General features: G+C 37.9%; 31 protein-coding genes. 4 read left to right on the top strand and 27 right to left on the bottom strand.

Features of this window, described 5'->3' with window-relative positions:
• Window positions 1-4: 4 nt before the first annotated feature.
• The 15 genes from QM923_RS01395 to QM923_RS01325 all read right to left on the bottom strand — a co-directional run bounded on the left by QM923_RS01395 (window position 5) and on the right by QM923_RS01325 (window position 11,388).
• The gene (locus QM923_RS01395) at window positions 5-445 is read right to left on the bottom strand and encodes an ASCH domain-containing protein (RefSeq protein ID WP_414290586.1); all 441 of its coding nucleotides are present in this window, start codon (window positions 443-445) and stop codon (window positions 5-7) included.
• Window positions 442-1,290 (bottom strand): putative PEP-binding protein, encoded by an 849-nt coding sequence (locus QM923_RS01390; protein ID WP_414290585.1) that lies wholly within the window; start codon window positions 1,288-1,290, stop codon window positions 442-444. Before QM923_RS01390 ends, QM923_RS01395 begins: the two co-directional genes overlap by 4 nt.
• Window positions 1,268-1,768: an NUDIX hydrolase gene (locus QM923_RS01385; RefSeq protein ID WP_414290584.1), complete on the bottom strand. Its 501-nt coding sequence runs from the start codon at window positions 1,766-1,768 to the stop codon at window positions 1,268-1,270. Before QM923_RS01385 ends, QM923_RS01390 begins: the two co-directional genes overlap by 23 nt.
• A gap of 40 nt (window positions 1,769-1,808) precedes the next feature.
• A complete protein-coding gene (locus tag QM923_RS01380; protein ID WP_414290583.1) occupies window positions 1,809-2,414 on the bottom strand; it encodes a DUF6707 family protein in 606 nt (201 codons plus the stop codon).
• A gap of 50 nt (window positions 2,415-2,464) precedes the next feature.
• Entirely contained in the window at window positions 2,465-2,836 is a 372-nt protein-coding gene (locus QM923_RS01375; protein ID WP_414290582.1) for an Imm51 family immunity protein, read from the bottom strand.
• 61 nt (window positions 2,837-2,897) lie between these two features.
• Window positions 2,898-3,236: a DUF7716 domain-containing protein gene (locus QM923_RS01370; RefSeq protein ID WP_414290581.1), complete on the bottom strand. Its 339-nt coding sequence runs from the start codon at window positions 3,234-3,236 to the stop codon at window positions 2,898-2,900.
• A gap of 18 nt (window positions 3,237-3,254) precedes the next feature.
• Window positions 3,255-3,674, bottom strand: coding sequence for an SMI1/KNR4 family protein (locus QM923_RS01365; protein WP_414290580.1), 420 nt, complete (start codon window positions 3,672-3,674; stop codon window positions 3,255-3,257).
• Window positions 3,675-3,693: 19 nt separating this feature from the next.
• The gene (locus QM923_RS01360; RefSeq protein ID WP_414290579.1) at window positions 3,694-4,029 is read right to left on the bottom strand and encodes a hypothetical protein; all 336 of its coding nucleotides are present in this window, start codon (window positions 4,027-4,029) and stop codon (window positions 3,694-3,696) included.
• 36 nt (window positions 4,030-4,065) lie between these two features.
• Window positions 4,066-4,764, bottom strand: coding sequence for a 3-oxoacyl-ACP reductase (locus tag QM923_RS01355; RefSeq protein ID WP_414290578.1), 699 nt, complete (start codon window positions 4,762-4,764; stop codon window positions 4,066-4,068).
• Window positions 4,757-4,993, bottom strand: a complete 237-nt coding sequence (locus QM923_RS01350) for a DUF2829 domain-containing protein (RefSeq protein ID WP_000141913.1) — start codon at window positions 4,991-4,993, stop codon at window positions 4,757-4,759. Before QM923_RS01350 ends, QM923_RS01355 begins: the two co-directional genes overlap by 8 nt.
• A 97-nt stretch (window positions 4,994-5,090) precedes the next feature.
• Window positions 5,091-6,017 carry an aldo/keto reductase gene (locus QM923_RS01345; protein WP_414290577.1) on the bottom strand — a complete coding sequence of 309 codons (927 nt, stop codon included), beginning with the start codon at window positions 6,015-6,017 and terminating at the stop codon, window positions 5,091-5,093.
• 103 nt (window positions 6,018-6,120) lie between these two features.
• Entirely contained in the window at window positions 6,121-8,118 is a 1,998-nt protein-coding gene (gene metG / locus QM923_RS01340; protein WP_414290576.1) for a methionine--tRNA ligase, read from the bottom strand.
• Window positions 8,119-8,254: 136 nt separating this feature from the next.
• Window positions 8,255-9,514, bottom strand: coding sequence for an ABC transporter permease (locus tag QM923_RS01335; protein ID WP_049548826.1), 1,260 nt, complete (start codon window positions 9,512-9,514; stop codon window positions 8,255-8,257).
• Window position 9,515: 1 nt separating this feature from the next.
• A complete protein-coding gene (locus tag QM923_RS01330; protein ID WP_414290575.1) occupies window positions 9,516-10,217 on the bottom strand; it encodes an ABC transporter ATP-binding protein in 702 nt (233 codons plus the stop codon).
• Window positions 10,201-11,388 (bottom strand): efflux RND transporter periplasmic adaptor subunit, encoded by a 1,188-nt coding sequence (locus QM923_RS01325; protein WP_414290574.1) that lies wholly within the window; start codon window positions 11,386-11,388, stop codon window positions 10,201-10,203. Before QM923_RS01325 ends, QM923_RS01330 begins: the two co-directional genes overlap by 17 nt.
• Window positions 11,389-11,627: 239 nt before the next feature.
• Here QM923_RS01325 and gor point away from each other — a divergent pair, with 239 nt between their 5' ends.
• The gene (gene gor, locus QM923_RS01320; RefSeq protein WP_414290573.1) at window positions 11,628-12,974 is read left to right on the top strand and encodes a glutathione-disulfide reductase; all 1,347 of its coding nucleotides are present in this window, start codon (window positions 11,628-11,630) and stop codon (window positions 12,972-12,974) included.
• A 140-nt stretch (window positions 12,975-13,114) separates the two neighbouring features.
• Entirely contained in the window at window positions 13,115-13,654 is a 540-nt protein-coding gene (locus QM923_RS01315; RefSeq protein WP_414290572.1) for a biotin transporter BioY, read from the top strand.
• A gap of 51 nt (window positions 13,655-13,705) precedes the next feature.
• On the opposite strand, the gene QM923_RS01310 is transcribed toward QM923_RS01315, so the two are convergent.
• Window positions 13,706-13,921, bottom strand: a complete 216-nt coding sequence (locus tag QM923_RS01310; protein WP_004253080.1) for a YdbC family protein — start codon at window positions 13,919-13,921, stop codon at window positions 13,706-13,708.
• Window positions 13,922-14,013: 92 nt separating this feature from the next.
• On the opposite strand from QM923_RS01310, the gene QM923_RS01305 reads away from it, so the two are divergent.
• Window positions 14,014-14,334 (top strand): hypothetical protein, encoded by a 321-nt coding sequence (locus QM923_RS01305; protein WP_414290571.1) that lies wholly within the window; start codon window positions 14,014-14,016, stop codon window positions 14,332-14,334.
• A gap of 29 nt (window positions 14,335-14,363) precedes the next feature.
• On the opposite strand, the gene QM923_RS01300 is transcribed toward QM923_RS01305, so the two are convergent.
• From QM923_RS01300 to rpsP, 6 genes are all read right to left on the bottom strand, one after another.
• On the bottom strand, window positions 14,364-14,702 hold the full coding sequence (locus tag QM923_RS01300; RefSeq protein ID WP_004253071.1) for an ATP cone domain-containing protein: 339 nt from the start codon (window positions 14,700-14,702) through the stop codon (window positions 14,364-14,366).
• Window positions 14,703-14,714: 12 nt separating this feature from the next.
• On the bottom strand, window positions 14,715-15,434 hold the full coding sequence (gene trmD / locus QM923_RS01295) for a tRNA (guanosine(37)-N1)-methyltransferase TrmD (RefSeq protein ID WP_414290570.1): 720 nt from the start codon (window positions 15,432-15,434) through the stop codon (window positions 14,715-14,717).
• Complete coding sequence (gene rimM / locus QM923_RS01290; RefSeq protein ID WP_016465641.1) at window positions 15,424-15,942, bottom strand: ribosome maturation factor RimM; 519 nt, start codon at window positions 15,940-15,942, stop codon at window positions 15,424-15,426. The genes trmD and rimM overlap by 11 nt, the downstream gene beginning before the upstream one ends.
• Window positions 15,943-16,017: 75 nt before the next feature.
• A complete protein-coding gene (locus tag QM923_RS01285) occupies window positions 16,018-16,350 on the bottom strand; it encodes a MazG nucleotide pyrophosphohydrolase domain-containing protein (protein WP_414290569.1) in 333 nt (110 codons plus the stop codon).
• Window positions 16,351-16,393: 43 nt separating this feature from the next.
• Complete coding sequence (kphA, locus tag QM923_RS01280) at window positions 16,394-16,633, bottom strand: RNA-binding protein KphA (RefSeq protein ID WP_000379617.1); 240 nt, start codon at window positions 16,631-16,633, stop codon at window positions 16,394-16,396.
• Window positions 16,634-16,652: 19 nt separating this feature from the next.
• Window positions 16,653-16,925: a 30S ribosomal protein S16 gene (rpsP, locus tag QM923_RS01275; RefSeq protein ID WP_004253064.1), complete on the bottom strand. Its 273-nt coding sequence runs from the start codon at window positions 16,923-16,925 to the stop codon at window positions 16,653-16,655.
• A gap of 178 nt (window positions 16,926-17,103) precedes the next feature.
• Between rpsP and QM923_RS01270 the strand changes: the two genes are divergently transcribed.
• Window positions 17,104-17,292 (top strand): hypothetical protein, encoded by a 189-nt coding sequence (locus QM923_RS01270; RefSeq protein ID WP_414290568.1) that lies wholly within the window; start codon window positions 17,104-17,106, stop codon window positions 17,290-17,292.
• A 497-nt stretch (window positions 17,293-17,789) separates the two neighbouring features.
• On the opposite strand, the gene QM923_RS01265 is transcribed toward QM923_RS01270, so the two are convergent.
• The 5 genes from QM923_RS01265 to QM923_RS01245 all read right to left on the bottom strand — a co-directional run bounded on the left by QM923_RS01265 (window position 17,790) and on the right by QM923_RS01245 (window position 21,801).
• Window positions 17,790-18,575: an ABC transporter permease gene (locus tag QM923_RS01265; protein ID WP_003013947.1), complete on the bottom strand. Its 786-nt coding sequence runs from the start codon at window positions 18,573-18,575 to the stop codon at window positions 17,790-17,792.
• A gap of 1 nt (window position 18,576) precedes the next feature.
• A complete protein-coding gene (locus QM923_RS01260) occupies window positions 18,577-19,371 on the bottom strand; it encodes an ABC transporter permease (protein WP_003013825.1) in 795 nt (264 codons plus the stop codon).
• Window positions 19,368-20,354: an ABC transporter ATP-binding protein gene (locus tag QM923_RS01255; protein WP_003010129.1), complete on the bottom strand. Its 987-nt coding sequence runs from the start codon at window positions 20,352-20,354 to the stop codon at window positions 19,368-19,370. Before QM923_RS01255 ends, QM923_RS01260 begins: the two co-directional genes overlap by 4 nt.
• Window positions 20,347-20,550, bottom strand: a complete 204-nt coding sequence (locus tag QM923_RS01250; protein WP_003010127.1) for a hypothetical protein — start codon at window positions 20,548-20,550, stop codon at window positions 20,347-20,349. Before QM923_RS01250 ends, QM923_RS01255 begins: the two co-directional genes overlap by 8 nt.
• A 669-nt stretch (window positions 20,551-21,219) precedes the next feature.
• Window positions 21,220-21,801: a TMEM175 family protein gene (locus tag QM923_RS01245; protein ID WP_014633791.1), complete on the bottom strand. Its 582-nt coding sequence runs from the start codon at window positions 21,799-21,801 to the stop codon at window positions 21,220-21,222.
• Between the last annotated feature and the right edge of the window lie 162 nt (window positions 21,802-21,963).

Here is a 21,963-nt window from a genome sequence, read left to right as displayed (position 1 = left end):
CAGTCTACAGTGGGTATACCTTGCGAAATTCTTCCAAAACGACCTTGCTGTTAGGTGTAAAAGTCAGTCCTGCCTCTCTCAGCCACTCAGTGAAAAACTCCTCATGAACCTGACGCCAATAGGCCAGAGATTTGTCTCCTTCACCTTCCTTGAAGGCATGGTCAGCAGACACTTGATGGAAGGACTGAACGGAAACCTTTGTAATTTCGACAATGCAGACAGCCTGGTTTTGACTGTCTAAAATGACATCGAAAGTCCCTTCTTGCGGAAGGGGTTCGTCCTCTACTGCGTAGAGGTCATAGGCTGAGGCTGTTGCTGTCTTTTCGCCTCTTAGTACCAAATCTGCCAAGAGATCAGCTTCCACTCCAAAAGCCCAGGCGTCTATCTCATCTCCGATAGAGGGGTTGATTTGCTTGTAGGCATTCCACATTTCTTGAGGTGTCATGGGTTGCTCCTTTGTAATTTTTTACTTACTTCTTTTATACGTTTGAGATGGTCTGGATGATCAATCTCTAAATTAAAAATCTCTGGAATAGAACTGTAGTGGATAATGCATTTGATACCCATCTGATTCATTTTTTGTATGAAAAAAGCATTCAGATAGCCTGCTACAGCAAAGTCAATCTTTTTCATCCTTGCTTTATCCTGCATATCTTTCAGCATATCTAGCATTATTGGACTTTCCATATCATGCCATTGACTGTTCCTCACAGTCGCAAAAATAAATGAAGTCAAATCATTCATTCCAACTACAATCTTTGAAATGCCCGTTTCCAGTATCCTGTCTAAGTCAAAATACGCTGACGGTAATTCAATCATCGTGCCGACTTTCCCGGTAAAACCATACTGACGGAATACCCTAATAGCTTGTTTTAACTGTTCAGCATCATTGACAAATGGAAAAATAACAGACAGATTGGGATTGGTTTGATAAACTTCTGTAACGACATGTGCCTCAGCCTGAAATTCATCTGGACACGCCAACAAACGCCTGGTACCTCTGTATCCAAATAAGGGGTGGCGTTCATCAAAATACTCTTTAGTCCCGTCTAGACTATTTGCTTCTGCATTTGTTAACTCTGAAAAGCGATACCAGACTTCTTCATCTGAATATAAACGGCAAATAGTGTCTAGATAATCTTTTACAAATTGCTGACAACTTGGTAACAGGATGTTTTGATTGAGCTCTCTCAACAAGTATTCCCCACGAATCATACCAACATGATGAAATAGTTGTGGGTAAACTTTTTCAACAATTTTTTCGCCACTAAGAGCTAGTTGATTTTGCATGTTTTACCTTCCAATTCATGTAAGAGATCTTGTCCAATTCGGGAAATCCTCGTAACTCTGCCTTCACCTTCAATACTAAAGGCGAGGCATTTTCTTGGGTCATCTGCTCAATAGGGACCCAAACTGCATTGGCTGCATCATTGCTTCCATCAAGAACCTCATGTGGAAGTGATTGTTGAAGGCATTCGAATTCGAGTACGATATCATAAAAGGCCATGATATGGTGTACAGCGAAGTCTTGCCCCTCTTCTTGAACCAGCACATCATAAATCCTAGGATTGCAATAACAGCTAAGCGTATAGCCTGTCTCTTCCAGAACTTCTCTCTTGAGGGTTTCTGTCAACCCCTCACCGAGTTCCTGGCTACCACCAGGTAAATCAAAACGATGCTGATAAGGCCCTCTCGTTTTCTCAATGCAAAGCAATTTCCCGTCTTGAAGACAGATTCCGTATACACCAAAGTGATTTTTGATTTCCATTTTCCACTCTTTTCTAAAAGTCCAAGATCGATAACTTACCTTATCCCTTAAAAGGAAAGAGGGTATAGATTTCATGCTCCTTGATATACTTCTTTAGTATCTCCATATTCTCTTCGATTTTTGTCTGGATATCTGTCTCTTCACAAGTTGACTCAGCAATAAAGAGGTGAATCTTCAATAAATCTGTCAAGTATAGCAAACGGCGTTCCATTTCCGATTCAGGACTTGAGGCTTGCTCGATTTTTGCAAGCTTTTGCTCCAAGCTATCACCATTCAAAAATCTCTGATGAACTCTCCTTCTAATTTTTTGAGTGGATTCCTCCCCTTGTTCTAATGGAGATAAAAGGAGTTTTTTATAGACGAATACCTGATTTTCTTTTTCTCTTTCCAGATAGGCCAATAAACCCAGAGAGCTATCAACAAAGGTCCAAGTGTTATAATTCCCTTCAAATGGAACTTGTATGATACGATCTAATAATTCCTTAGCCATTTCCTCTTGACCATCCAGATAAAGTAAATAGGCCAGATGATTCAGTGATTCGAGATAACTAACTTGGGTCTTCTTATTCTTTTTTAAAATTTTATCTAAGTAGAGATGTAGGCCTGGATGTTTTTCCAGTTGTTCAACTACTTCTGGTAGCTTCATTTGAAATCCTTTCTATTCTTTTTAAAAAAATTTAAAGAGATTTTAGTCAACTAATCCAACTCTGCTCGACTGAACAAGTCTTTCATAGCTTCGATATCATCGCAAAATTCTTTAAATTCTAAAGCGAATTTAGCCAAGGCGTCCACCTTGGAAGAATAGGCACAAAACATACTTCCTTCAGGATCAAAGTCGATAGCATCGCTTAATTCAGGCATTTTTTCCTCCAAAAATACCCAAGCTAGGGATGCCCAATCGTAGCCATTTCCTTCAAATCCCTCCTCTTCTCGAGTGTCAAACACTTCCTGTCTGTATTCTCCATCAGGGTAATAAATGAGCGACCCTCTAACATTTTGAGGATCCTCATCATATACAAGCAGGCTAAAAGGGGCAATTTTTTCATTTATGTTTTCGTAATCTATCATTTCTTAACTCCTTGTTGTATTTGTTAATTATCAATGAAACTGCATAAATCTAGTATGCTTACTAGCTTTCAAAGTTCATAAAGATATCGTACCGATTATAATAATTTAAAGCCCCAACCAAGTCTTGGAGACTAGCCTCTGGCTTTTCTTCAAGTGCTACGGAAAGAACATCAATCAACTGCTCTCCATAGTAGACTAGCTGGAGATCTTGCTCCGCTACGTCCATCGGATAGACATCACGGTCTTCCACGACATCCGGATAATCTGATACCCAATAGGACCTAGCTAGTGCTAGTTCTCCATCCTCCTTGCCATAGAGGCAAAAATCATCTGAAGTTAGTTGGTCCGCTCGCATCTGCTCGATGATCTGCTCTATTGAAAGTTCTTGGTGCTTTCGCATCTCTTCTCCTTTGTAGTCTCACTCTTCAACAAAAGAATTCAAAAAATCCTCAAAAGATGGCCATTGACCATACAACTCAGCTGTTTCTTCTAGAACATAGAAGTACACCTTGCCATAATCCTCTTCCCTTAGCGAAAGAGCATAGTTGCCCGATCCAGGATCATAGGCAAAATGGAGAAGATCGGTGGCCTTAAATCCTGCAGGCACCGTCTCATCGTCAAACCATGTAAGAGACTTCTTCATCTCCTCAAATGAATTAAAGGAATTGAAAGGAAATAAATGATGGTCATCGTGAACACCCCTTACTTGGGGCTGGCCACCGTTGTACTTGAGATAAAAATCCTTCATAGCTTCCGGTAATTTCTTCCCAAGAATCTCCTCAAATTGTAAAAAATCTTCTTTTGAAATCGGTGAATCTGCATCTAGCACTCTAAACATGATTACTCCCTTCAGTTTTCTACAATTCTTCTTTTAGTACCTTGTCAATAAAGTCATAGACGTTTGCAGCTACTTTTTGCATTTCTAAGGATCCTAAAGCACCTAAGTCATTTTCATAAATGCAATCATCTGCATTTTTCTTGATAAAGTAGGCCAAATCTCCTTCCTGTCCAATCATAAAATAATCTGGCTCGACCTCCTCAATCTGATAAGTCTCATTACGCTCCTCTAGATCCTCCTTGGCATACAAACAGATACCTGTATCTCCAATTTCATAGGGGTCAATCTCTTTCCAGTCCGTTAAAAACTGATAGTAGAGATTGGGCAAGACAAATCCAAACTCATCTCTTTTCATAGTTCACCTCCACATATTCACTGAGTATCAACTATATTACTTCAAAGACCAACCACCATCAATAGTGAGAATTTGCCCCTGCATGGCGCTTGCCTTCCCGCTTGCTAGAAAGAGGCTAACTTCAGCTATTTCACTTGGCTCAATCCAGCGTTTGATAGGTGTCTCACTGGCTACCCAGTCTGCCAGACCACCTGGCTCAAAGTCAGCAGCGGTCATACCTGTCTTAACTGCACCAGGAGCAATGCCAAAGACCTGAATACCAGCTTCTGCATAGTCTAGCGCCAACTGCTTGGTAAATCCTGCCAAGGCATGTTTAGACGAGGTATAGGCGTGACCACCTCCGCCTGCTAGATTTGAAGCAATGGAACACATATTGATGATGATTCCTTTTTTATTCTCCAGCATTTGCGTTAAATAATGGCGGGTTAACTCCACAGGCGTTACATAGTTGATTTCAAAAATCTCTTGGATTTCCTGAGCAGATTGTTCTAGTAAAGGTTTGTAATCATCCAAAACTCCAGCTGTATTGCAGAGAACATCCACCTGAGGGCACCAGTCAAAAATTGGTTCTAAGTCAAGTGTTAAATCACGTTGTAGAAAGCGAAAGTCACCTTGTAAGGCAGGCTTTTCACCCTGATCTACTCCAAAAACCTGATAACCTTTTTCTAAAAAGAGTCGAGCTTGAGCCAGACCAATCCCTGAGCTAACACCTGTAATCAATACACGTTTAGTCATGGACTTCCACCCAATCCGTCGCTAAGACATCACAAGGAGTTGGACTCCACATAGAAAAACCTTCTCCTTCACCAGATACGTTGATGAGGAAATAGGGTGTCACTTCAAGGGCGACGCCATTTTGTTCAATGGTATCAAAGAGCTGGACATAATTTTCAGCTCCACCCCATCCAGTACGTACATATTTCTTTTTTGCCTTTAGTCCAGGCAGGATTTCTTCAAATGTCATGTTTTTCTCCTTTTATTCCTTTAACCTTAATTTCATTATAACAAAAAACCGCTTTCCAACGGCTTTTTGACTGTGATTTCTTAAAATGCATTTTTTTCTAAGGCAAATCATTCCCTGCTGCTAGGTAAATCTCATACCACTCTTTTCGAGTTAGGTTGAAATTACTAGCTTGACTGGCTTCTAGTAGATGTTTAGGGTTAGTTGTTCCTACTACTGCCTGCATCTTAGCTGGATAGCGTAAGACCCAAGCGATAGCAATAGCTGATGGGCTCACACCGTATTTTAAGGCTAGTCGATTTAGGACTTGGTTTAGTTGTTTGAACTTCTCATTGCCGACAAAATTCCCTTTGAAATATCCGAACTGCAAGACTGACCAGGCCTGAATAACCATGTCGTTTAATTTGCAGTATTCAAAGACGCTACCATCACGTAAAGCTGCCTTGTCCCCTTCCATATTGACATGAAATCCTGCTCCAAAGCCAGGCGTGAATGCTGCACTTAGTTGTAATTGATTGATAGATAAAGGTTGTTTGACCTCTTTCTTCAGTAATTCCATCATCATAGGATTTTGATTGGACACACCGAAGTCTCGAACTTTACCTGATTTGTGTAGAATTTCAAAGGCTTGAGCCACTTGATCAGCTTCCATCAAAGCATCTGGACGATGGAGAAGCAAGCTATCTAGATAATCAACCTGCAATCTTTTTAGAATCCCGTCTACTGATTCTAAAATATAATCTTTTGAAAAATCAAAATAGGTAAATTCTTCTATGCGAATGCCACACTTGGACTGGATCCACATCTTTTCTCGCAGGTCAGGACGATTGTTTAACACTTGACCCAGTAATTCTTCGCAACGACCTCCACCATAGATATCTGCCAAGTCAAAGGCATTGATTCCTACAGATAGGGCTGTTTCAACCAACTCCTCAACTTCTTTAACTGACTTGTCACTGATTCGCATCATGCCTAGAACGATTTCGGACAATTCTCTTTTCTCTTGACCAAATGGAATGTATTTCATGGCAATTTCCTCCGTTTTCATTCATTATAAAGTAGAATGACACTTTTATCAACTACTACATTACAAAAGAAAAGAACCAGTTCAAACTGGTTCTTTTTTAATCTTATCCGATCACACTTCCGTTTGGTACAGCTGGATCAACTGTTAGAAGGGTTAATTTGCCATCATGTTCAGCTGAGAGAATCATCCCTTGGCTGACATATTTTTTCATCATTTTACGTGGTTTGAGGTTGGCAACGATTTGGACTTTCTTGCCGACCAATTCTTGTTCGTTTGGATAATATTTTGCAATACCAGAAAGGATTTGACGATCTTCACCATCTCCAGCATCCAAGCGGAATTGAAGCAACTTATCAGAACCTTCCACTTTAGACACTTCTTTGACTTCTGCGACACGGATTTCAACCTTGTCAAAGTCTTCAAACTTGATCTCGTCTTTTTCAGACTTGAGTTCCACTTCTTCTGGAATCCATTCTTTCTCGACAGCAGGCTTGTTCCCTTCCATTTGTTCCTTGATATAGGTGATTTCTTCTTCCATATCTAGACGTGGGAAGATTGGTGTTCCTTTGGCAACTACGGTCACACCTGCAGGGAAATCAGCCAAGCTCAAGTTCTCAAGGCTAGAAACTTCTGCTAGACCAAGTTGAGTCAAGATTGCACGACTGGTTTCCATCATAAATGGCTCAATCAAGTGAGCCACGACACGAAGGCTTGCTGCCAAGTGGCTCATCACACTTGCCAATTTGTCACGGAGAGCTTCATCCTTAGACAAGACCCATGGTGCAGTCTCATCGATGTATTTGTTGGTACGTGAGATCAGAGTCCAAATTTCTTCAATGGCTTTTGGATAATTTACACCATTCATATAAGCATGGTACATTCTGATGGCCTCTTTAGCACACTCTTCTAAATCACTATCAAACTCAGTAACACCGTCTACATAAGCAGGGATTTGCCCACCAAAGTACTTGTTAATCATAGAAACCGTACGGTTGAGGAGGTTCCCAAGATCATTGGCTAGTTCATAGTTGATACGAGCTACATAGTCTTCTGGAGTAAAGGTACCGTCTGAACCAACAGGAAGGCTACGCATGAGGTAGTATCGCAGTGGATCAAGTCCATAACGTTCTACCAACATTTCAGGGTAAACGACATTCCCTTTTGACTTAGACATCTTGCCGTCTTTCATGACAAACCAACCGTGGGCAATCAAACGATTTGGCAATTTGATATCGAGCATCATGAGAAGGATTGGCCAGTAGATGGAGTGGAAGCGAAGGATGTCTTTTCCGACCATGTGGAAGACTGTTCCATTCCAGAACTTATCAAAGTTACCATGTTCATCCTGACCATAACCAAGAGCAGTCGCATAGTTAAGAAGGGCATCAATCCAAACATAGACAACGTGTTTTGGATTTGATGGGACTGGCACACCCCAGGTAAAGGTTGTACGAGAAACTGCTAAATCTTCCAAACCTGGCTCGATGAAGTTTTTCAACATTTCATTGAGACGGCCAGAAGGAGTGATAAATTCAGGATGAGTCTTGAAAAACTCAACCAAGCGGTCTTGGTATTTGCTGAGACGAAGGAAATAAGATTCTTCAGAAACCCATTCTACTTCGTGGCCTGATGGGGCTACCCCACCGATGACCTTGCCATTCTCATCACGGTAAACCTCAGCCAATTGGCTTTCTGTAAAGAACTCTTCATCAGAGACTGAGTACCAGCCAGAGTACTCACCCAGATAGATGTCGTCTTGCGCAAGCAAGCGTTCGAAGACTTGGGCCACCACTTTTTCATGGTAATCGTCTGTCGTACGGATGAATTTATCATATGAGATATCGAGCAATTGCCAGAGTTCTTTCACTCCAACCGCCATCCCATCTACATAAGCTTGCGGCGTAATGCCAGCTTCTTCGGCTTTTTGCTGGATCTTTTGACCGTGCTCATCGAGACCAGTCAGGTAGAACACATCGTAGTTCATCATACGTTTGTAACGAGCTAAGACATCACATGCTATAGTTGTGTAGGCAGAACCGATATGAAGTTTACCAGATGGATAGTAAATCGGTGTTGTAATATAAAAATTCTTTTCAGACATAATATTTCCTTTCCAGGCTAATGAAACCTGTTTTTCTAACACTTCATTATACCACATTTTTAGTGATTTTCGATAGAGAAATCCATACAAAAAACAAGATAGACAAGCGTCCATCTCGTTTTTCCTGTTGATTGTCTTATTCATAGCGAAGTGCTTCGATAGGATCAAGCTTAGAGGCTTTATTGGCTGGTAGAACACCGAATATCATACCGATACCTGCTGAAACCGCTAAACTAAAGAGAGCGATTGGGATGGATACACCAACTTCTATTCCTGCAATCATGTTTTGAAGAAGAACACCTGCAAGCATAGTCACCCCTGCAGCAAGCAGTAGACCAATGAATCCACCTAATAAGGTTAAAATCATGGATTCAATCAAAAATTGAACCAGAATATTAGCCCGTGTTGCTCCTAGCGCTTTGCGTAGGCCAATCTCACGGGTACGCTCTGTCACCGAAACAAGCATAATGTTCATAACACCAGTACCACCGACAAAAAGGGAAATCCCCGCAATAGCACTAATAATCGTTGTTATGAAGCCAAAGAGTTGTTGTACTTCTTGGAAGGCAGCAGACGCATCTGCAACTTGATATTCCCCTTGTTGAAGACCTGCAATCTCTGTCATTCTTCTTGCTAACTCTGGTCCTAAAGTCTGGGTTAAGCTAGTATCATTGACACGGAAGACAATATTTGAAATCTCATCTGTGTTAAAATTAGCTGCTAAGGAAATATTGGTCGTAATTGGTAGTCCTCCGACTCCAAATGTTTTCGCAGCCTTAGCTTCTTTACTTGCATAAACACCAATAACACGGTAACTGATTTCATTTACTTCAACAATTTGGTTGAGGGCTTCTTTTGCTGAACCAAAAAGGCTATTGGCAAGCTCTTCATCTAAAATGATCACACTTGCAAAATCTTTATAATCTTGTGCTTTAAGTCCACGACCTGCAATGATTTCATTTTCGACCGCATCCATATAGGTGACATTCCCACCCGTCATGTTAGCGTGTTCGACCTTTTTATCCTTATAAGTCAAGGTCACATTGGCTGAGTTGGTTACGTAATAACTATCCACTCCCTTGAGCTTTGCAGCTTCCTTAACCCAAGCTTCTTGAGGTTTTGGTGGTTCAACAAAAACTTCTTCTTGACCACCAGACAAGGTCAGGGCAGATTGTCTTTGTGTAAAGGAACCGTCCTTACTCTTGGTAGGTGAGAAGAAGACATGAATGTCTTTCTGAGACTTGGTCATGTTTTTATTGACCTGGCGAGACATAGAGTCACCCAAGGCCATGATCACGACAACTGAGGAAACACCGATGATAATACCAATCATGGTCAGGAAGGAACGCATCTTGTGGGCCATAATGGATGAAAAGGCAAATTTCAGATTCTGCATCTTAGTTTTCCTCCTTTTCTAATTGGACACTATCAGACGAAATGACTCCATCGCGGATGACGATTTGACGCTTCGCATAAGCGGCAATTTCAGGCTCATGCGTTACCATAATGATGGTTTTTCCTTCTTTGTTTAATTCAACCAAGAGTTGCATGATCTGATTACCCGTTTTGGTATCCAGAGCTCCTGTTGGTTCATCGGCTAAGATGATAGAAGGATTGTTGACAAGAGCTCGTGCAATGGCAACCCTTTGTTTCTGCCCCCCAGACAACTCCGATGGCAAGTGATGGCTTCTATCAGTTAATTCTACTTTTTCTAGATATTCCTCAGCTAGTTTACGCCGTTTTGAAGCAGGAACCCCCGCATAAATCAAGGGAAGTTCGACATTCTGGAGAGCATTCATTTTGGACAAGAGAAAGAATTGCTGAAAGACAAAGCCAATCTCTTGATTTCGCACCTTGGCTAATTGTTTTTCACCCAAACCAGCCACTTCTTTTCCGTCTAGAAAATACTGACCACTTGTAGGGGTATCCAACATACCAATAGTATTCATGAGGGTGGACTTACCAGAACCAGATGGTCCCATGATAGCCACGAATTCTCCCTCGTGAACTTCAAGGTTAATGTTTTTGAGAACTTGAAGCTCTTGATCACCATTTCGATAACTACGGCAGATATTTTTGAGGCTAATTAGTTGCTTCATCAGTCTTCACCTCTTTTCCTTCTTGCAAGGAAGCTGTCGGATTACTGATGACTTTTGCTCCATCTGTCAGACCAGATGTGATTTCTTGGTTTTCTGCATCTGCATTGCCCAATCCAACTTCAACCTTTTTGGCCTTTTGATTTTCATCAAGAATCCAAACATAGTTTTTATCTTCTTCCATGACGATACTTGTAATAGGAACAAGCAATGCTTTACTCATACTTTTCACTTCGACACTGACAGAAAAACCTTGTTTCAAATCGCCAATTTCACTAGTTACATCGACCGTATATGGGTATTTAGATCCTGAGTTTGAACCAGCTAAGCTACTGCTTGCTTCACTACTGTTCTTTGGATAATTTGAAATATAGCTAATCTTACCATTCCAAGTTTTATCTGGGTAAACCTTTGAAGTAAAGGTAACTTCTTGGCCTACAGATAGATTTGCAAGATTGTATTCAGAAAGTTCTCCCTTGACCTGCAAGTTGTCGTTACTAACGATATGTACCAATACTTGGCTATTTCCTGTTGGAGATTTTGAAACATTGCGATTGACTTCAACAACGGTACCTTCTACTGTACTCAAAACTGTAGCGGCATCCAACTGTGCCTGGGCTTTTTCAAGTTGCGCTGCTGCGTCTGCACGAACATCACGCGCATCACTGATTTGTGAATCGATAGAAGCTGTAGCTGATGTAGAAGATTGTGCTTGGGTTTGGTCCGTAGCGCCTTCAATCCCTGCTTGAGGGAGCACAGGTGTTGCTGTAGCAGTATTTCGAGCCTCATTCAATTCATTGATATGACGGTCAGCTTTCGCAACTGCACGACTGGCTGCATCATAAGCAGCCTGAGCTTCAGTACTACTATACTTAACAAGAGCTTGGCCTTCACTTACCTTATCTCCGACAGAGACCGAAACCTCATCCAAGTCACCTTTACTAGCATCATAATAAACATATTGCTCGTTTTGAGCTGTTACGGTACCAGATAAGAGAACCGATGAAGCCACTGACCCCTCTTTGGCAAGAACGATTTTTGCAGTTTCGTCTTGTGTTGCAGCTTGATTTGGTTGTCTCAATAGAAGGACAGCAGCTGCTCCTACTACAAGAACTGACGTAACTCCTATAGCTGTAAATAGGGGCCATTTTTTAGCTTTTGACTTCTTTTTCATATCCATACCTCTTTTATAAACATATATTAAGATTATAGCACAAGTCATAAAAATGGACAATTGCTTTCTGACCATCCAAAAATAATTGCCAAATCTTTTATTGTTGTGTTAGTTATATAATACAACTTCTTTTTTATTTTTGCAAGCATTTTCTTAAGAAATTTAAGCGTAGCAGATTTTTGCATTGACTTTCAAAAAAAGATAGAATATGACTAGAAAACAAGTAAAGGAGCTTTCTTATGAGAGAATATGACATTATTGCCATTGGTGGAGGTAGCGGGGGAATTGCTACCATGAATCGTGCTGGCGAACATGGTGCTAAAGCTGCAGTTATTGAGGAAAAGAAATTAGGTGGCACTTGTGTCAACCTCGGATGTGTCCCTAAAAAAATCATGTGGTATGGAGCCCAAATTGCAGAGAGTATCCACAAATATGGACCTGACTATGGATTCACAAATACTGGTAACGAATTTGATTATGCAACTCTTCGTAAGAATCGTGAAGCCTATATTGACCGTGCTCGCTCGTCTTATGATGGAAGCTTCAAGCGTAATGGAGTTGATTTGATTGAAGGACGTGCCGAGTTTGTCGATGCTCATACTGTCAGCGTTAATGGCGAATTGCTCCACGCTAAGCATATCGTGATTGCGACTGGAGCTCATCCTCATATCCCTGCTATTCCTGGTGCTGAACTAGGTGGTAGCTCAGATGATGTCTTCGCCTGGGAAGAGTTGCCTGAATCGGTAGCTATTCTAGGTGCTGGTTACATTGCTGTAGAATTGGCTGGTGTACTCCATACACTTGGTGTTCAGACCGATTTATTTGTACGCCGTGAACGTCCGCTACGTGGATTTGATAGCTATATCGTTGAGAGTCTAGTTCAAGAAATGGAAAATACAGGACTAAACCTCCACACCCATAAGGTTCCAGCAAAACTTGAAAAAACTGAAGAAGGCATTAGGATTCATTTTGAAGATGGTAGCAGCCACACTGCCAGTCAAGTTATCTGGGCAACTGGTCGCCGTCCAAATGTTGAAGGACTTCAACTCGAAAAAGCTGGTGTTACCCTCAATGAACGCGGCTTTATCCAGGTTGATGAATACCAAAATACGGTCGTTGATGGAATCTACGCTCTTGGAGATGTAACTGGTGAAAAAGAGCTGACTCCTGTCGCTATCAAGGCTGGTCGTACACTCTCAGAAAGACTTTTCAACGGTAAGACCAATGCTAAAATGGACTACACGACTATTCCAACTGTAGTTTTCTCACACCCAGCAATCGGAACAGTCGGTCTGACTGAAGAAGAAGCTATCAAAGAGTACGGCCAAGAAAACGTTAAAGTCTATACTTCAAAATTTGCATCTATGTATTCTGCCGTTACTAGTCACCGTCAAGAAGCTCGCTTCAAGCTCGTAACAGCTGGTGCAGACGAAAAGGTAGTTGGCCTTCATGGTATCGGCTATGGCGTCGATGAAATGATTCAAGGTTTCGCAGTTGCTATCAAGATGGGAGCTACAAAAGCAGACTTTGATGCTACTGTCGCTATCCATCCTACAGGTTCAGAAGAATTTGTGACCATGCGTTAAAAGAAAAGAGAGACCCCTTGGTCTCTTTTTTACTCTAAATCGGCCGTTACAGATTTGTAACCTTTTATTTTAAAATAGGTTGACATTTATATCTCATTCAGTATAATAGTTACTATAATTTATAGAAGAGGTTAACTATTTTGAAAAAAGCACACATTTACGCTATCCCAGCTATCGGCGCTGCACTGATTGCAGTATTGGCCCAAATTAGTATGCCGATTGGTCCAGTTCCTTTCACTCTGCAAAACTTTGCTATTGGACTCATCGCTACTGTTTTTAGACCAAGGGAAGCTGTTCTCTCTGTCGGACTCTATCTCTTACTTGGGGCTATTGGACTTCCGGTCTTTGCTAACGGTGGAGCTGGATTTCAAGTATTAGTTGGACCAAGCGCTGGTTATCTTTGGTTCGATCTTGTCTATGCAGGGCTTGCTTCCTATCTCATTCACACCAATAGTGGTGTTCTACGTATTTTCTTTGCAAATCTCTTGGGAGATTCACTTGTCTTTGTAGGTGGTATTCTCAGTCTCCACTTCTTAGCTGGGATGCCTTTTGATAAAGCACTGGCTGTCGGCGTTATTCCTTTTATCATACCTGATCTTGCCAAAATTGTGGCCATTAGCTTCATCAGCCGACCACTACTCCAACGTCTTCGTACACAAGCTTATTTTTCAAGCAAATAAAAGAGGCCGGGAATTTCCCTAGCCTCTTTTTAATGAATCTTAGATGAAAGTTTATTGATTCTTAAAAGCATCCACCATGATTTGAAATTCTTCATTTGAGAGGGTAATTCCTTTCCCCATCTTGGTGTGGTCGGGACTCCAGCTTCGAATGTCAAACTTTGCTGGTGCACCATTAAAGCTGACACGATTGATTTCTTTGGTCCATCCTTTTTCGTTTTCAGATAGAGTGAGTAAGTGTTCTTCGATTTCAAATGTAAATTCTGCCATGTTCTTCTCCTTTTTGTTCTCAATTGATTATTCGAAAAATCTTGTAGATTTCATAAAATTTTTATATAATGATGTAAAGAAGGGAGGCCGGAATGAAAGATTTATTAAAACAGGCTGTACAAAAAGTCCATGATTTTGTCAATGGACATGAAGATTTCATTCCTGAAAAAAGCGATCCCCTAATTGCTAGACTTGAAGAAGCCTTAGCTAAAAAAACAGCTGTACACATCATTTTTGCTGAGTCAAGTTTTACAGGCGATATTATCAAGTATGATACTGACCGCCAACAAATTATCGTTAAAAATTTCGCTAAAAACGTCAGCCGTATTATTCGAGTGTCGGATATTCGAAGAGTAACTTTCGTTCCTTCTACTATCCAAACGGCCCAAAAAAGAAGATTTAAGAAAGAGTGAGATGCTTCTATCATCTCACTCTTTTTATCTTAGCGAATTTGTTCAAAATGAAGGTGAACAGCGATGTGATCGCCGTAACCACTTCTCTCCAAATCACGTTGCAAACGGTAAGAGATATAGTGTTCTGCGATTGTAATGTAGCCAGCACCAAGTAAGCGGTGCTCAACCATTGATTGAATCATACTGATCGTTGCACGTTCTACTTTTGCTTCTTCTAAATCCAAAACAACCTTTTTAGTAACTTGAGCTAGATTTTGGCGCAAATCATCAGTCAAAACATAGACTGTCTGAGCCGCCTTAAGGATAGCTTGGTAGATTTTATCTGGATCAAAATCAGCGACTTGTCCATCACGTTTAATTACTTGCATAGTTTTCTCCTTTTAATTGTTATTTTCTTTAATTTCTGCTAACATTTTCTCTTCTTCTGCTGTCAGTTCATACTCTTCCAGCAAATCAGGTCTACGTTGGTAGGTTTTCTTGAGACTCTCATAGAGTCGCCATTGACGTATGTTTTCATGGTGTCCACTCATAAGAACATCTGGAACTAGCATTCCACGATAATCGTAAGGTCTTGTGTACTGAGGATATTCCAAGAGTCCTGATGAAAAGCTATCATCTTGGTGACTTGCTTCCTTCCCAATAACTTCTGGAATCAAGCGAACAGTCACATCAATCATGGTCATCGCTGCTAGTTCTCCACCAGTCAAGACATAATCTCCAAGAGATATCTCATCGGTTACCAAGGTCTTAATGCGCTCATCATAACCTTCGTAGTGACCACAGATGAAGATAAGCTCTTCTTCTTGCGCCAAATCCTCAGCATAAGATTGGTCAAACTGCTTCCCAGCAGGGTCTAAGAGGATCACGCGCGGCTTCTTTTTTTCAATCGCATCAAAGGCGTCAAAGATAGGTTGCGCTCGAAGGAGCATCCCCTGACCACCTCCATAAGGTTCATCATCCACATGACGGGCCTTTTCAGCGTAGTCACGAAAATTATGATAGTGGATTTCTAAGAGCCCTTTTTCACGAGCCTTGCCAACGATGGAATGTTCTAAGGGTGTGAACATTTCTGGAAAGAGAGTTAAAATATCAATCTTCATCGTCTAACCCTTCTAAGAGTTCAACATCCACACGGTTATTAGGAATATCTATATTAAGAACTACAGGCGGGATATAAGGTAAGAGTAGGTCTCGTTTGCCTTTTCGTTTGACTACCCAGACATCATTGGCGCCTGGCTGAAGGATTTCCTTGATAGTTCCAATCAAGTTATCTCCCTCATAGACTTCTAAACCGATAATCTCGTGGTAGTAAAACTCACCTTCATCGAGGTCATTGAGATTCTCCTCTGCAACCTTCAGACTGTAACCCTTGTATTTTTCGATATCATTGATATGGTACATATCTTTAAACTTGATGATATCGAAGTTTTTTTGTTTACGGTGGCTTGCAATGACCACTGTGCGCACAAATTGATCTTTTTCATCAAATAAGGCTAACTCTGCCCCTTTTTTAAAGCGTTCTTCAGCAAAATCTGTCACTGACAAGACTCGCATTTCACCCTGCAAACCTTGCGTATTGACGATTTTCCCAACGTTAAAGTAGTTCATCTTGTCTCCTGAATCTGTTTCTCCCTTTATTTTATCATGTTACAGGGATTTTCACAAGTTGGAGAAAGGGAGGAACTATGGAAGGTTTTTTTCTAAAAATCCTTCCAAATCTTGTTCATGCTGATACTTGATGGCTGCCTTTTTATCTTTTTCAAAAATAGTCTTCGTTAGGTCAATATCGTTGATTGCTGCAATTGCCACTGTGTAGTGAATGATATCTGCCAATTCCTTTGCTAATTCTTCGTTTGAATCTTGGACACCTTCTTTTCTACCTGAACGTCCATTTAAAACCTCAGCGACTTCTCCAACTTCTTCAACTAGTTTTATAAAAAGTCCTTCTTCTGTTCTAGATTCTTGATAATGGTCAAGTAAGTATTCCTCTAGTTGTCTAACTGTTAAATCCTTCATATCCTGCTCCTTGCAAAAAAAGCGAGACCATGTCCCGCTTTTCTTATTTTTCGTCAATAACGATTCTTACTTTTTTGTCTTCAGTTGGGACAGAGTAGACAATCGTTCTTATCGCAGAAATAGTGCGACCCTTACGACCGATTACACGACCCACATCGCTCTGGTCAAGATCCAAATGATATTCCAAAAATTCTGGTGTATCTTCAATCTTGATAGTTAAGGCATCTGGTTGTGAAATCAAAGGTTTCACAATTGCAATAATGAGATTTTCAATCGTATCCATCTGTCAACCTACTTTAAACTTATTTTGAGAATTTAGAATCGTGGAATTTCTTCAATACGCCTTCTTTTGAAAGGATGTTGCGAACTGTATCTGAAGGTTGAGCTCCATCAGCCAACCATGCCAAAATACGGTCTTCTTTCAAAGTTACTTGGTTTTCTTCAACAAGTGGGTTGTAAGTTCCAACTGTTTCGATGAAACGTCCGTCACGTGGTGAACGTGAATCTGCTACGTTAATACGGTAGAAAGGTTTTTTCTTAGAACCCATACGAGTCAAACGGATTTTTACTGCCATTTTTAATATCTCTTTTCTTTTATTTTTTATTTCGGTGAAATAGCTAAGCTATTTAGCACATGTTCTATTATAACAGATTTCTGAGAGGTGTCAAGAAAAAAACTTGACAGACTTTAAAATTTTTAAATTTTTTAGAAATTTATTAGACTAATAGGGATAAATTAGAAAGAAAAAATTTATGAATACTACTTTTGATACTGTCTATAAAGACTACCCTGTCAAGCCCTATATCTTTCCTAATCTTGATATGGAAGGCCCTAAACCTGTCCCAAAACGCAAAATGAAACTACTAGAAGACAATCTATTAGCAGATGATATCACCCTCCTATGGAGAGTCCAGCTTGGCACTTTTACAACCGAAACATGATTTTAAAAACTCCCATTCGAATATGTTTCAAAATTCGCTTAAAATCAATGTTTTCCCACTTTTTCAGCAAACAAATTTTCATCTAATTTAAATAACTTTCAATTAAATGGTGTGAATTTTGCTTAAAATCATCAAAAACACCCCATGGTGTGAACCATGAAGTGTTGTAAATGCTGTATTGTAGCTAGTTCTTAACGTTTAGAGAACTACCTAGCTTTACGAGCTTTCTTAAGACCTGGTTTGACACAGTTGGATTTCAGGTACTTTCAGTTTAGCTTTATATCAACCATCATCAAAATCCAACTATTTTCTTATTTTAAAAAATATGAATAAGTTTGATTGAATGAGGGAATTTCTTTAAATTTTTTCTTAGCACCTATAAGTTAATAATACTATTCTTTAAATTATAGTTTATAATTATCTGATGTTTCAATGACCACAAAACAAAGTACAGCGAATCACTTCCTTTAGTCAAACATATAACTGAACAACATTGTTTATCTTCCTGCACTTTCATATTTTTTCAATCCTTTTCTAAAAATTGTACGACTGATAATAATCAAAAAAACTGTAAAAACTATTTGATAGAAAAATAGGTTCAATGTATCTTTCCCTAAAAATATTAATACTGCAGGATTGGCAATTAATAAATTGGGAACAAATAACATAGTGATCAATCTGTTAATACCTGTAAAAATATTATATGGATACTTAGAAATTCCAATATAATTCAAAAATACATCTACTTTTGAAAATTTAGTTGGGAACCAAAATGAACTAATCGTTATTAGAAACCAAATTGAATAATATATAATACAACCACACATTAAAGAAAGGATATAAAATAATATTTTTAATGAATTTAAATGTACATTTAAATTTCCATAACTTATAAAAATGATCGCAAGACCAAAAAAAGTATTCACGAATTGAACTAAATTAAATGATCTAAAAATATAGAACAACTGAGTATCAAACGGCCTCAATAAAATTTGATCCAAGTTACCACTCAAAATATCTGATTCTAAAATTCCCATACTTCTAATTAACAATCCCATCATAACTCCATCTACAATAGTGTAGGAACCTACCAAAAATAAAATTTGATAATAGTCCCAACCATTAAAAGAGTCTATGTTTAAGAAAATCAATCTAAAAAATACAATAGGTAAACCAATCCACAGTATCGACGAAAATAGACCACAAAAGAAGTCAAAATGAAAATTCATATCAGATTTAAAACCAAAATGAAGTAGCCTAAAAATTACTTTTATTCTAAACATTTTATCCTCCCACATTTGAGAAGTGCTCCACTCCTTTTCTCAATATGAATCTTGATATAATATAAAAAATGATGCACCAAATCAATTGAATACAAATAATTCTCAAATAGTCTATTAATTTATATGTATCATTACTAAACATCTGAAGCGGTTCATATACTAAGTATTTAAAAGGTAATACATCTAAAAACAGACGAAAATTATTTGAAAAAAAACTTAAAGGCAATAATATTCCTGATAAAAACTGAATTACTATTTCTTTAACAGTAAGGACAAAAAATATATTTTCTAACCAAAAAGAAAGCATACCTACACAACATGATATTAAAAACCATAGAACCATAGATAGAATAATTGCAATACTTCCTAAAATAAGAATTTCAATGGTTAATAACTCATTCTTGTAATAAACACTGGAGAATAAAATGACAGGAATGATGATAAATAATAAATGAGCAAGCCTATCTCCAAGCATTTTACAAAAATAATACTTATAAAAAGTAACAGGTTTTATTAATATGCTAAAAAAATTTCCTGAATGAACATCGTCATTGATTTCCCAATCAACTGGATAAAAAACAAAATATGAAAAAATTATAGTCCCCAAATAGTATTGAACCATTGAGGTAAAATCATATCCTGCTATATTTATCTGGTTACTCTGATATATATACGTCCATAAAAATACTGATATCATAATTTGTATACTTGCCTGTAACATTAACAATAGTACACTTGATTTATAGTTCAAAATAGATCGAAATGATATCAGAATAATAGACATTTCTTTTTTCAATTGTGCTCCTTTTTTGTAAAATAGTTTTGTAAAATAATTTCTTCTAAAGAAAGATTTGATATTTCAAAATCTTCTATATCTACAAGCTTATTGATTGATTCTAATGTCTCAAAGACAAAATCTCTAGGTATTTTTAGTATACATTCCGATTTTGTTTGAGAAATGACTACTACTCCTTTAACAGAGCATAACTCTGGTACCAAATCTAATGTCATTTTTATCTTTAAATATTTAAAATCAGAAAATTTAGATAAAATAACATCCATTGACTCCTGCAAAATAATTTTTCCTTTGTCAATGACGATTAATTCGTCACAAACAGACGAAATATCATCCATATCATGACTCGTTAAAATAATAGTAGTATGACATTCTTCATTCATTTTCTTTAAAAATGTTCTGATATCTTTTTTAGACTGTATATCTAACCCTATAGTAGGCTCGTCTAAAAATAATATTTCCGGACTTGTTAAAGATGCCGCGATAAACTCCATTTTCATTTTTTGTCCAAGAGAGAGGGTCCGGACCTGCTGGTAAAGCTGATCTTTTACATTCAACAAATTGCTTAATTCCTGAATTCGTTCTTGTAAAATCGCCGGTTCTACCTCATATAAAGTACCAATCAATTGAAAATAATCCATAGCCGAAACATCTTGAAATAACTGTAATTTATTTCCTACTACTATTGAAATTTTTTTTCTAAAATTTATACTTCTTTTAAATGGAATTTCTCCATTCACTTCTAATTTTCCGGAACTAGGATAAAGAGTCCCAGTCAACATTTTAATCGTTGTGGATTTACCAGCTCCATTACTCCCAATAAAGCCAACTATACTCCCTCTCTTAATCGTAAAACTAATATCTTGAACAGCTCGAATCGTTATTTGATTACGTTTCAAAAATCTCTTGATAAATGGGAGTCTTGAATCAAAATTATAAAAATTTTTAGATAAATTCTGAGCATTAATAACTATTTCACTCATATATCTCTCCTTTCGATAAAATATATTTACTTGTACTTTTTCCATACTTTACCAAAATGCTAAAGATTGAGCTAAAATCTTCGGGATGGGTAAAATAATATTTGTCTTTAAAAAGTTTCTCAAAACCTTCAAGGCGATTATTGAAATCATTAAATTTTGTATTGTCTAGCTGGTTGAATGTCTCTTTAATATCCATAAACTTTCTCCGTGATTCTTTATTTCACTTTATAAATAGAAGAGTGTCTATATATTTATAGATCCTCAAGGACTTGCATTTTATCAAGTATAAGTAGAATAGTATGTAAGGGTTTACATATTCGTATTATATGATTATTTAAGGAATCCGTCAATTTTCCACATTATTATATGACAAATTGTATTTTTTAAAAATGCAAAAATCTATGAGCAAGATGTTTGACTTCTTTTTTAAAGTATATATACTTATATTAACCTTATAAAAGAAAGAATGTTTGAACAGATATTCAATAATAATTACTTTTTTTAAAATTAAAATTCGAACTTTAAATTTTTATCTTTTTTATATTATTGAGTAACCTAAATTGCCCAATTTGTAAAATTTAGCTAGACAAAAAAAGACATCCAAGAGAAAATTCTTAAATGTCTGTAAACGTTGATATAAGCGTGTTGATTAACGTTTTGATAATTGTGATGCTTTACGATCTTTCTTAAAATCTGGTTTGGAAAGTATGCGTTTCAGTTGGACTAAAAACAGCGTAATATCAAGGATTTTCAGAACGATATCTACTTTTTAATTTCATAAAATATGAATCAATAAATTATAAATAGGGGAATCGTTTAGGTCTGTAAGCATTAAAATAATACACCTAACTTTGGTCACCGTTTTTTAGTTATTCACTCTTTTTTCAGATAGTGTTTTTAAAGTTATGATGTAAAATGCCGCAATTAAAACACTATACATCATAATCGGAGGATAGAGAATTAAGGATAGAATCAATCCCACTCCTTTAATTATTAGGTCAGGTATCAATAACTTTCTATATTGTGCGGTAGCTTCAAGTAATTCTTTCTGATCTATATTGGGTTTATCAATTACTTTATGTAAAAACCAGTTTGCTACCGTTGAAACAATAACGATCAGTCCATAAAAGAGCTGTGCCGTATGATTCATGAAATGACTACTAACTATTCCAGTAGCGTAGGGCATAAATGAAACAAAAAATAAAAGAAACAAATTCCACCAAACAATTTGTTGAGAAATTTTCTCAACCTTTTCCCATAATGTGTTTAGTGCCATCCATAACGATCCCAACCAGAAAAAAGAAAGAAAATAAGCAAAGAAATTTTGCCGTAAATCCCAAAAAGCTTGAAGACTTGGTGTCGTTGGTTTTTCTAATTCTAAGATTAGGATAGTCATTATAATTGCTAGAACCGCATCTGTCAATGCAATTAATCTATCTTTCTTCATCAGATTACATCGCCTTTCATTTTGTAGCATTCTATCTCATCGTATAATATTTATTAATCTTAAATATTGGATAGTCACTTCATATTTTGAGTACAAACAAGATACACTATAAAGCATGTATCTGTCATATTTTATTTAACTTTAGAAATATTCATCCATCTG

Origin of the sequence: Streptococcus infantis (assembly GCF_047463275.1) — a bacterium.
Lineage (GTDB): Bacteria > Bacillota > Bacilli > Lactobacillales > Streptococcaceae > Streptococcus > Streptococcus infantis_AF.
Note: the sequence above shows the minus strand (reverse complement) of the source record. Positions and strands in the feature narration are given on the sequence as shown.

Coding starts and splice junctions, on each gene's coding strand:
- QM923_RS01350 (WP_000141913.1), bottom strand. CDS start 4,993: ATGACATTTGAAGAAATCCTGCCTGGACTAAAGGCAAAAAAGAAATAT.
- QM923_RS01335 (WP_049548826.1), bottom strand. CDS start 9,514: ATGCAGAATCTGAAATTTGCCTTTTCATCCATTATGGCCCACAAGATG.
- QM923_RS01300 (WP_004253071.1), bottom strand. CDS start 14,702: ATGCAAGTAATTAAACGTGATGGACAAGTCGCTGATTTTGATCCAGAT.
- rimM (WP_016465641.1), bottom strand. CDS start 15,942: ATGAACTACTTTAACGTTGGGAAAATCGTCAATACGCAAGGTTTGCAG.
- QM923_RS01380 (WP_414290583.1), bottom strand. CDS start 2,414: ATGAAGCTACCAGAAGTAGTTGAACAACTGGAAAAACATCCAGGCCTA.
- QM923_RS01360 (WP_414290579.1), bottom strand. CDS start 4,029: ATGAAAAGAGATGAGTTTGGATTTGTCTTGCCCAATCTCTACTATCAG.
- QM923_RS01305 (WP_414290571.1), top strand. CDS start 14,014: ATGAAAGATTTATTAAAACAGGCTGTACAAAAAGTCCATGATTTTGTC.
- QM923_RS01345 (WP_414290577.1), bottom strand. CDS start 6,017: ATGAAATACATTCCATTTGGTCAAGAGAAAAGAGAATTGTCCGAAATC.
- QM923_RS01390 (WP_414290585.1), bottom strand. CDS start 1,290: ATGCAAAATCAACTAGCTCTTAGTGGCGAAAAAATTGTTGAAAAAGTT.
- QM923_RS01265 (WP_003013947.1), bottom strand. CDS start 18,575: ATGTTTAGAATAAAAGTAATTTTTAGGCTACTTCATTTTGGTTTTAAA.
- QM923_RS01270 (WP_414290568.1), top strand. CDS start 17,104: ATGAATACTACTTTTGATACTGTCTATAAAGACTACCCTGTCAAGCCC.
- metG (WP_414290576.1), bottom strand. CDS start 8,118: ATGTCTGAAAAGAATTTTTATATTACAACACCGATTTACTATCCATCT.
- QM923_RS01250 (WP_003010127.1), bottom strand. CDS start 20,550: ATGGATATTAAAGAGACATTCAACCAGCTAGACAATACAAAATTTAAT.
- QM923_RS01255 (WP_003010129.1), bottom strand. CDS start 20,354: ATGAGTGAAATAGTTATTAATGCTCAGAATTTATCTAAAAATTTTTAT.
- QM923_RS01375 (WP_414290582.1), bottom strand. CDS start 2,836: ATGATAGATTACGAAAACATAAATGAAAAAATTGCCCCTTTTAGCCTG.
- QM923_RS01310 (WP_004253080.1), bottom strand. CDS start 13,921: ATGGCAGAATTTACATTTGAAATCGAAGAACACTTACTCACTCTATCT.
- QM923_RS01385 (WP_414290584.1), bottom strand. CDS start 1,768: ATGGAAATCAAAAATCACTTTGGTGTATACGGAATCTGTCTTCAAGAC.
- QM923_RS01285 (WP_414290569.1), bottom strand. CDS start 16,350: ATGAAGGATTTAACAGTTAGACAACTAGAGGAATACTTACTTGACCAT.
- rpsP (WP_004253064.1), bottom strand. CDS start 16,925: ATGGCAGTAAAAATCCGTTTGACTCGTATGGGTTCTAAGAAAAAACCT.
- QM923_RS01395 (WP_414290586.1), bottom strand. CDS start 445: ATGACACCTCAAGAAATGTGGAATGCCTACAAGCAAATCAACCCCTCT.
- QM923_RS01245 (WP_014633791.1), bottom strand. CDS start 21,801: ATGAAGAAAGATAGATTAATTGCATTGACAGATGCGGTTCTAGCAATT.
- QM923_RS01370 (WP_414290581.1), bottom strand. CDS start 3,236: ATGCGAAAGCACCAAGAACTTTCAATAGAGCAGATCATCGAGCAGATG.
- QM923_RS01355 (WP_414290578.1), bottom strand. CDS start 4,764: ATGACTAAACGTGTATTGATTACAGGTGTTAGCTCAGGGATTGGTCTG.
- QM923_RS01365 (WP_414290580.1), bottom strand. CDS start 3,674: ATGTTTAGAGTGCTAGATGCAGATTCACCGATTTCAAAAGAAGATTTT.
- trmD (WP_414290570.1), bottom strand. CDS start 15,434: ATGAAGATTGATATTTTAACTCTCTTTCCAGAAATGTTCACACCCTTA.
- QM923_RS01325 (WP_414290574.1), bottom strand. CDS start 11,388: ATGAAAAAGAAGTCAAAAGCTAAAAAATGGCCCCTATTTACAGCTATA.
- kphA (WP_000379617.1), bottom strand. CDS start 16,633: ATGGATACGATTGAAAATCTCATTATTGCAATTGTGAAACCTTTGATT.
- QM923_RS01330 (WP_414290575.1), bottom strand. CDS start 10,217: ATGAAGCAACTAATTAGCCTCAAAAATATCTGCCGTAGTTATCGAAAT.
- gor (WP_414290573.1), top strand. CDS start 11,628: ATGAGAGAATATGACATTATTGCCATTGGTGGAGGTAGCGGGGGAATT.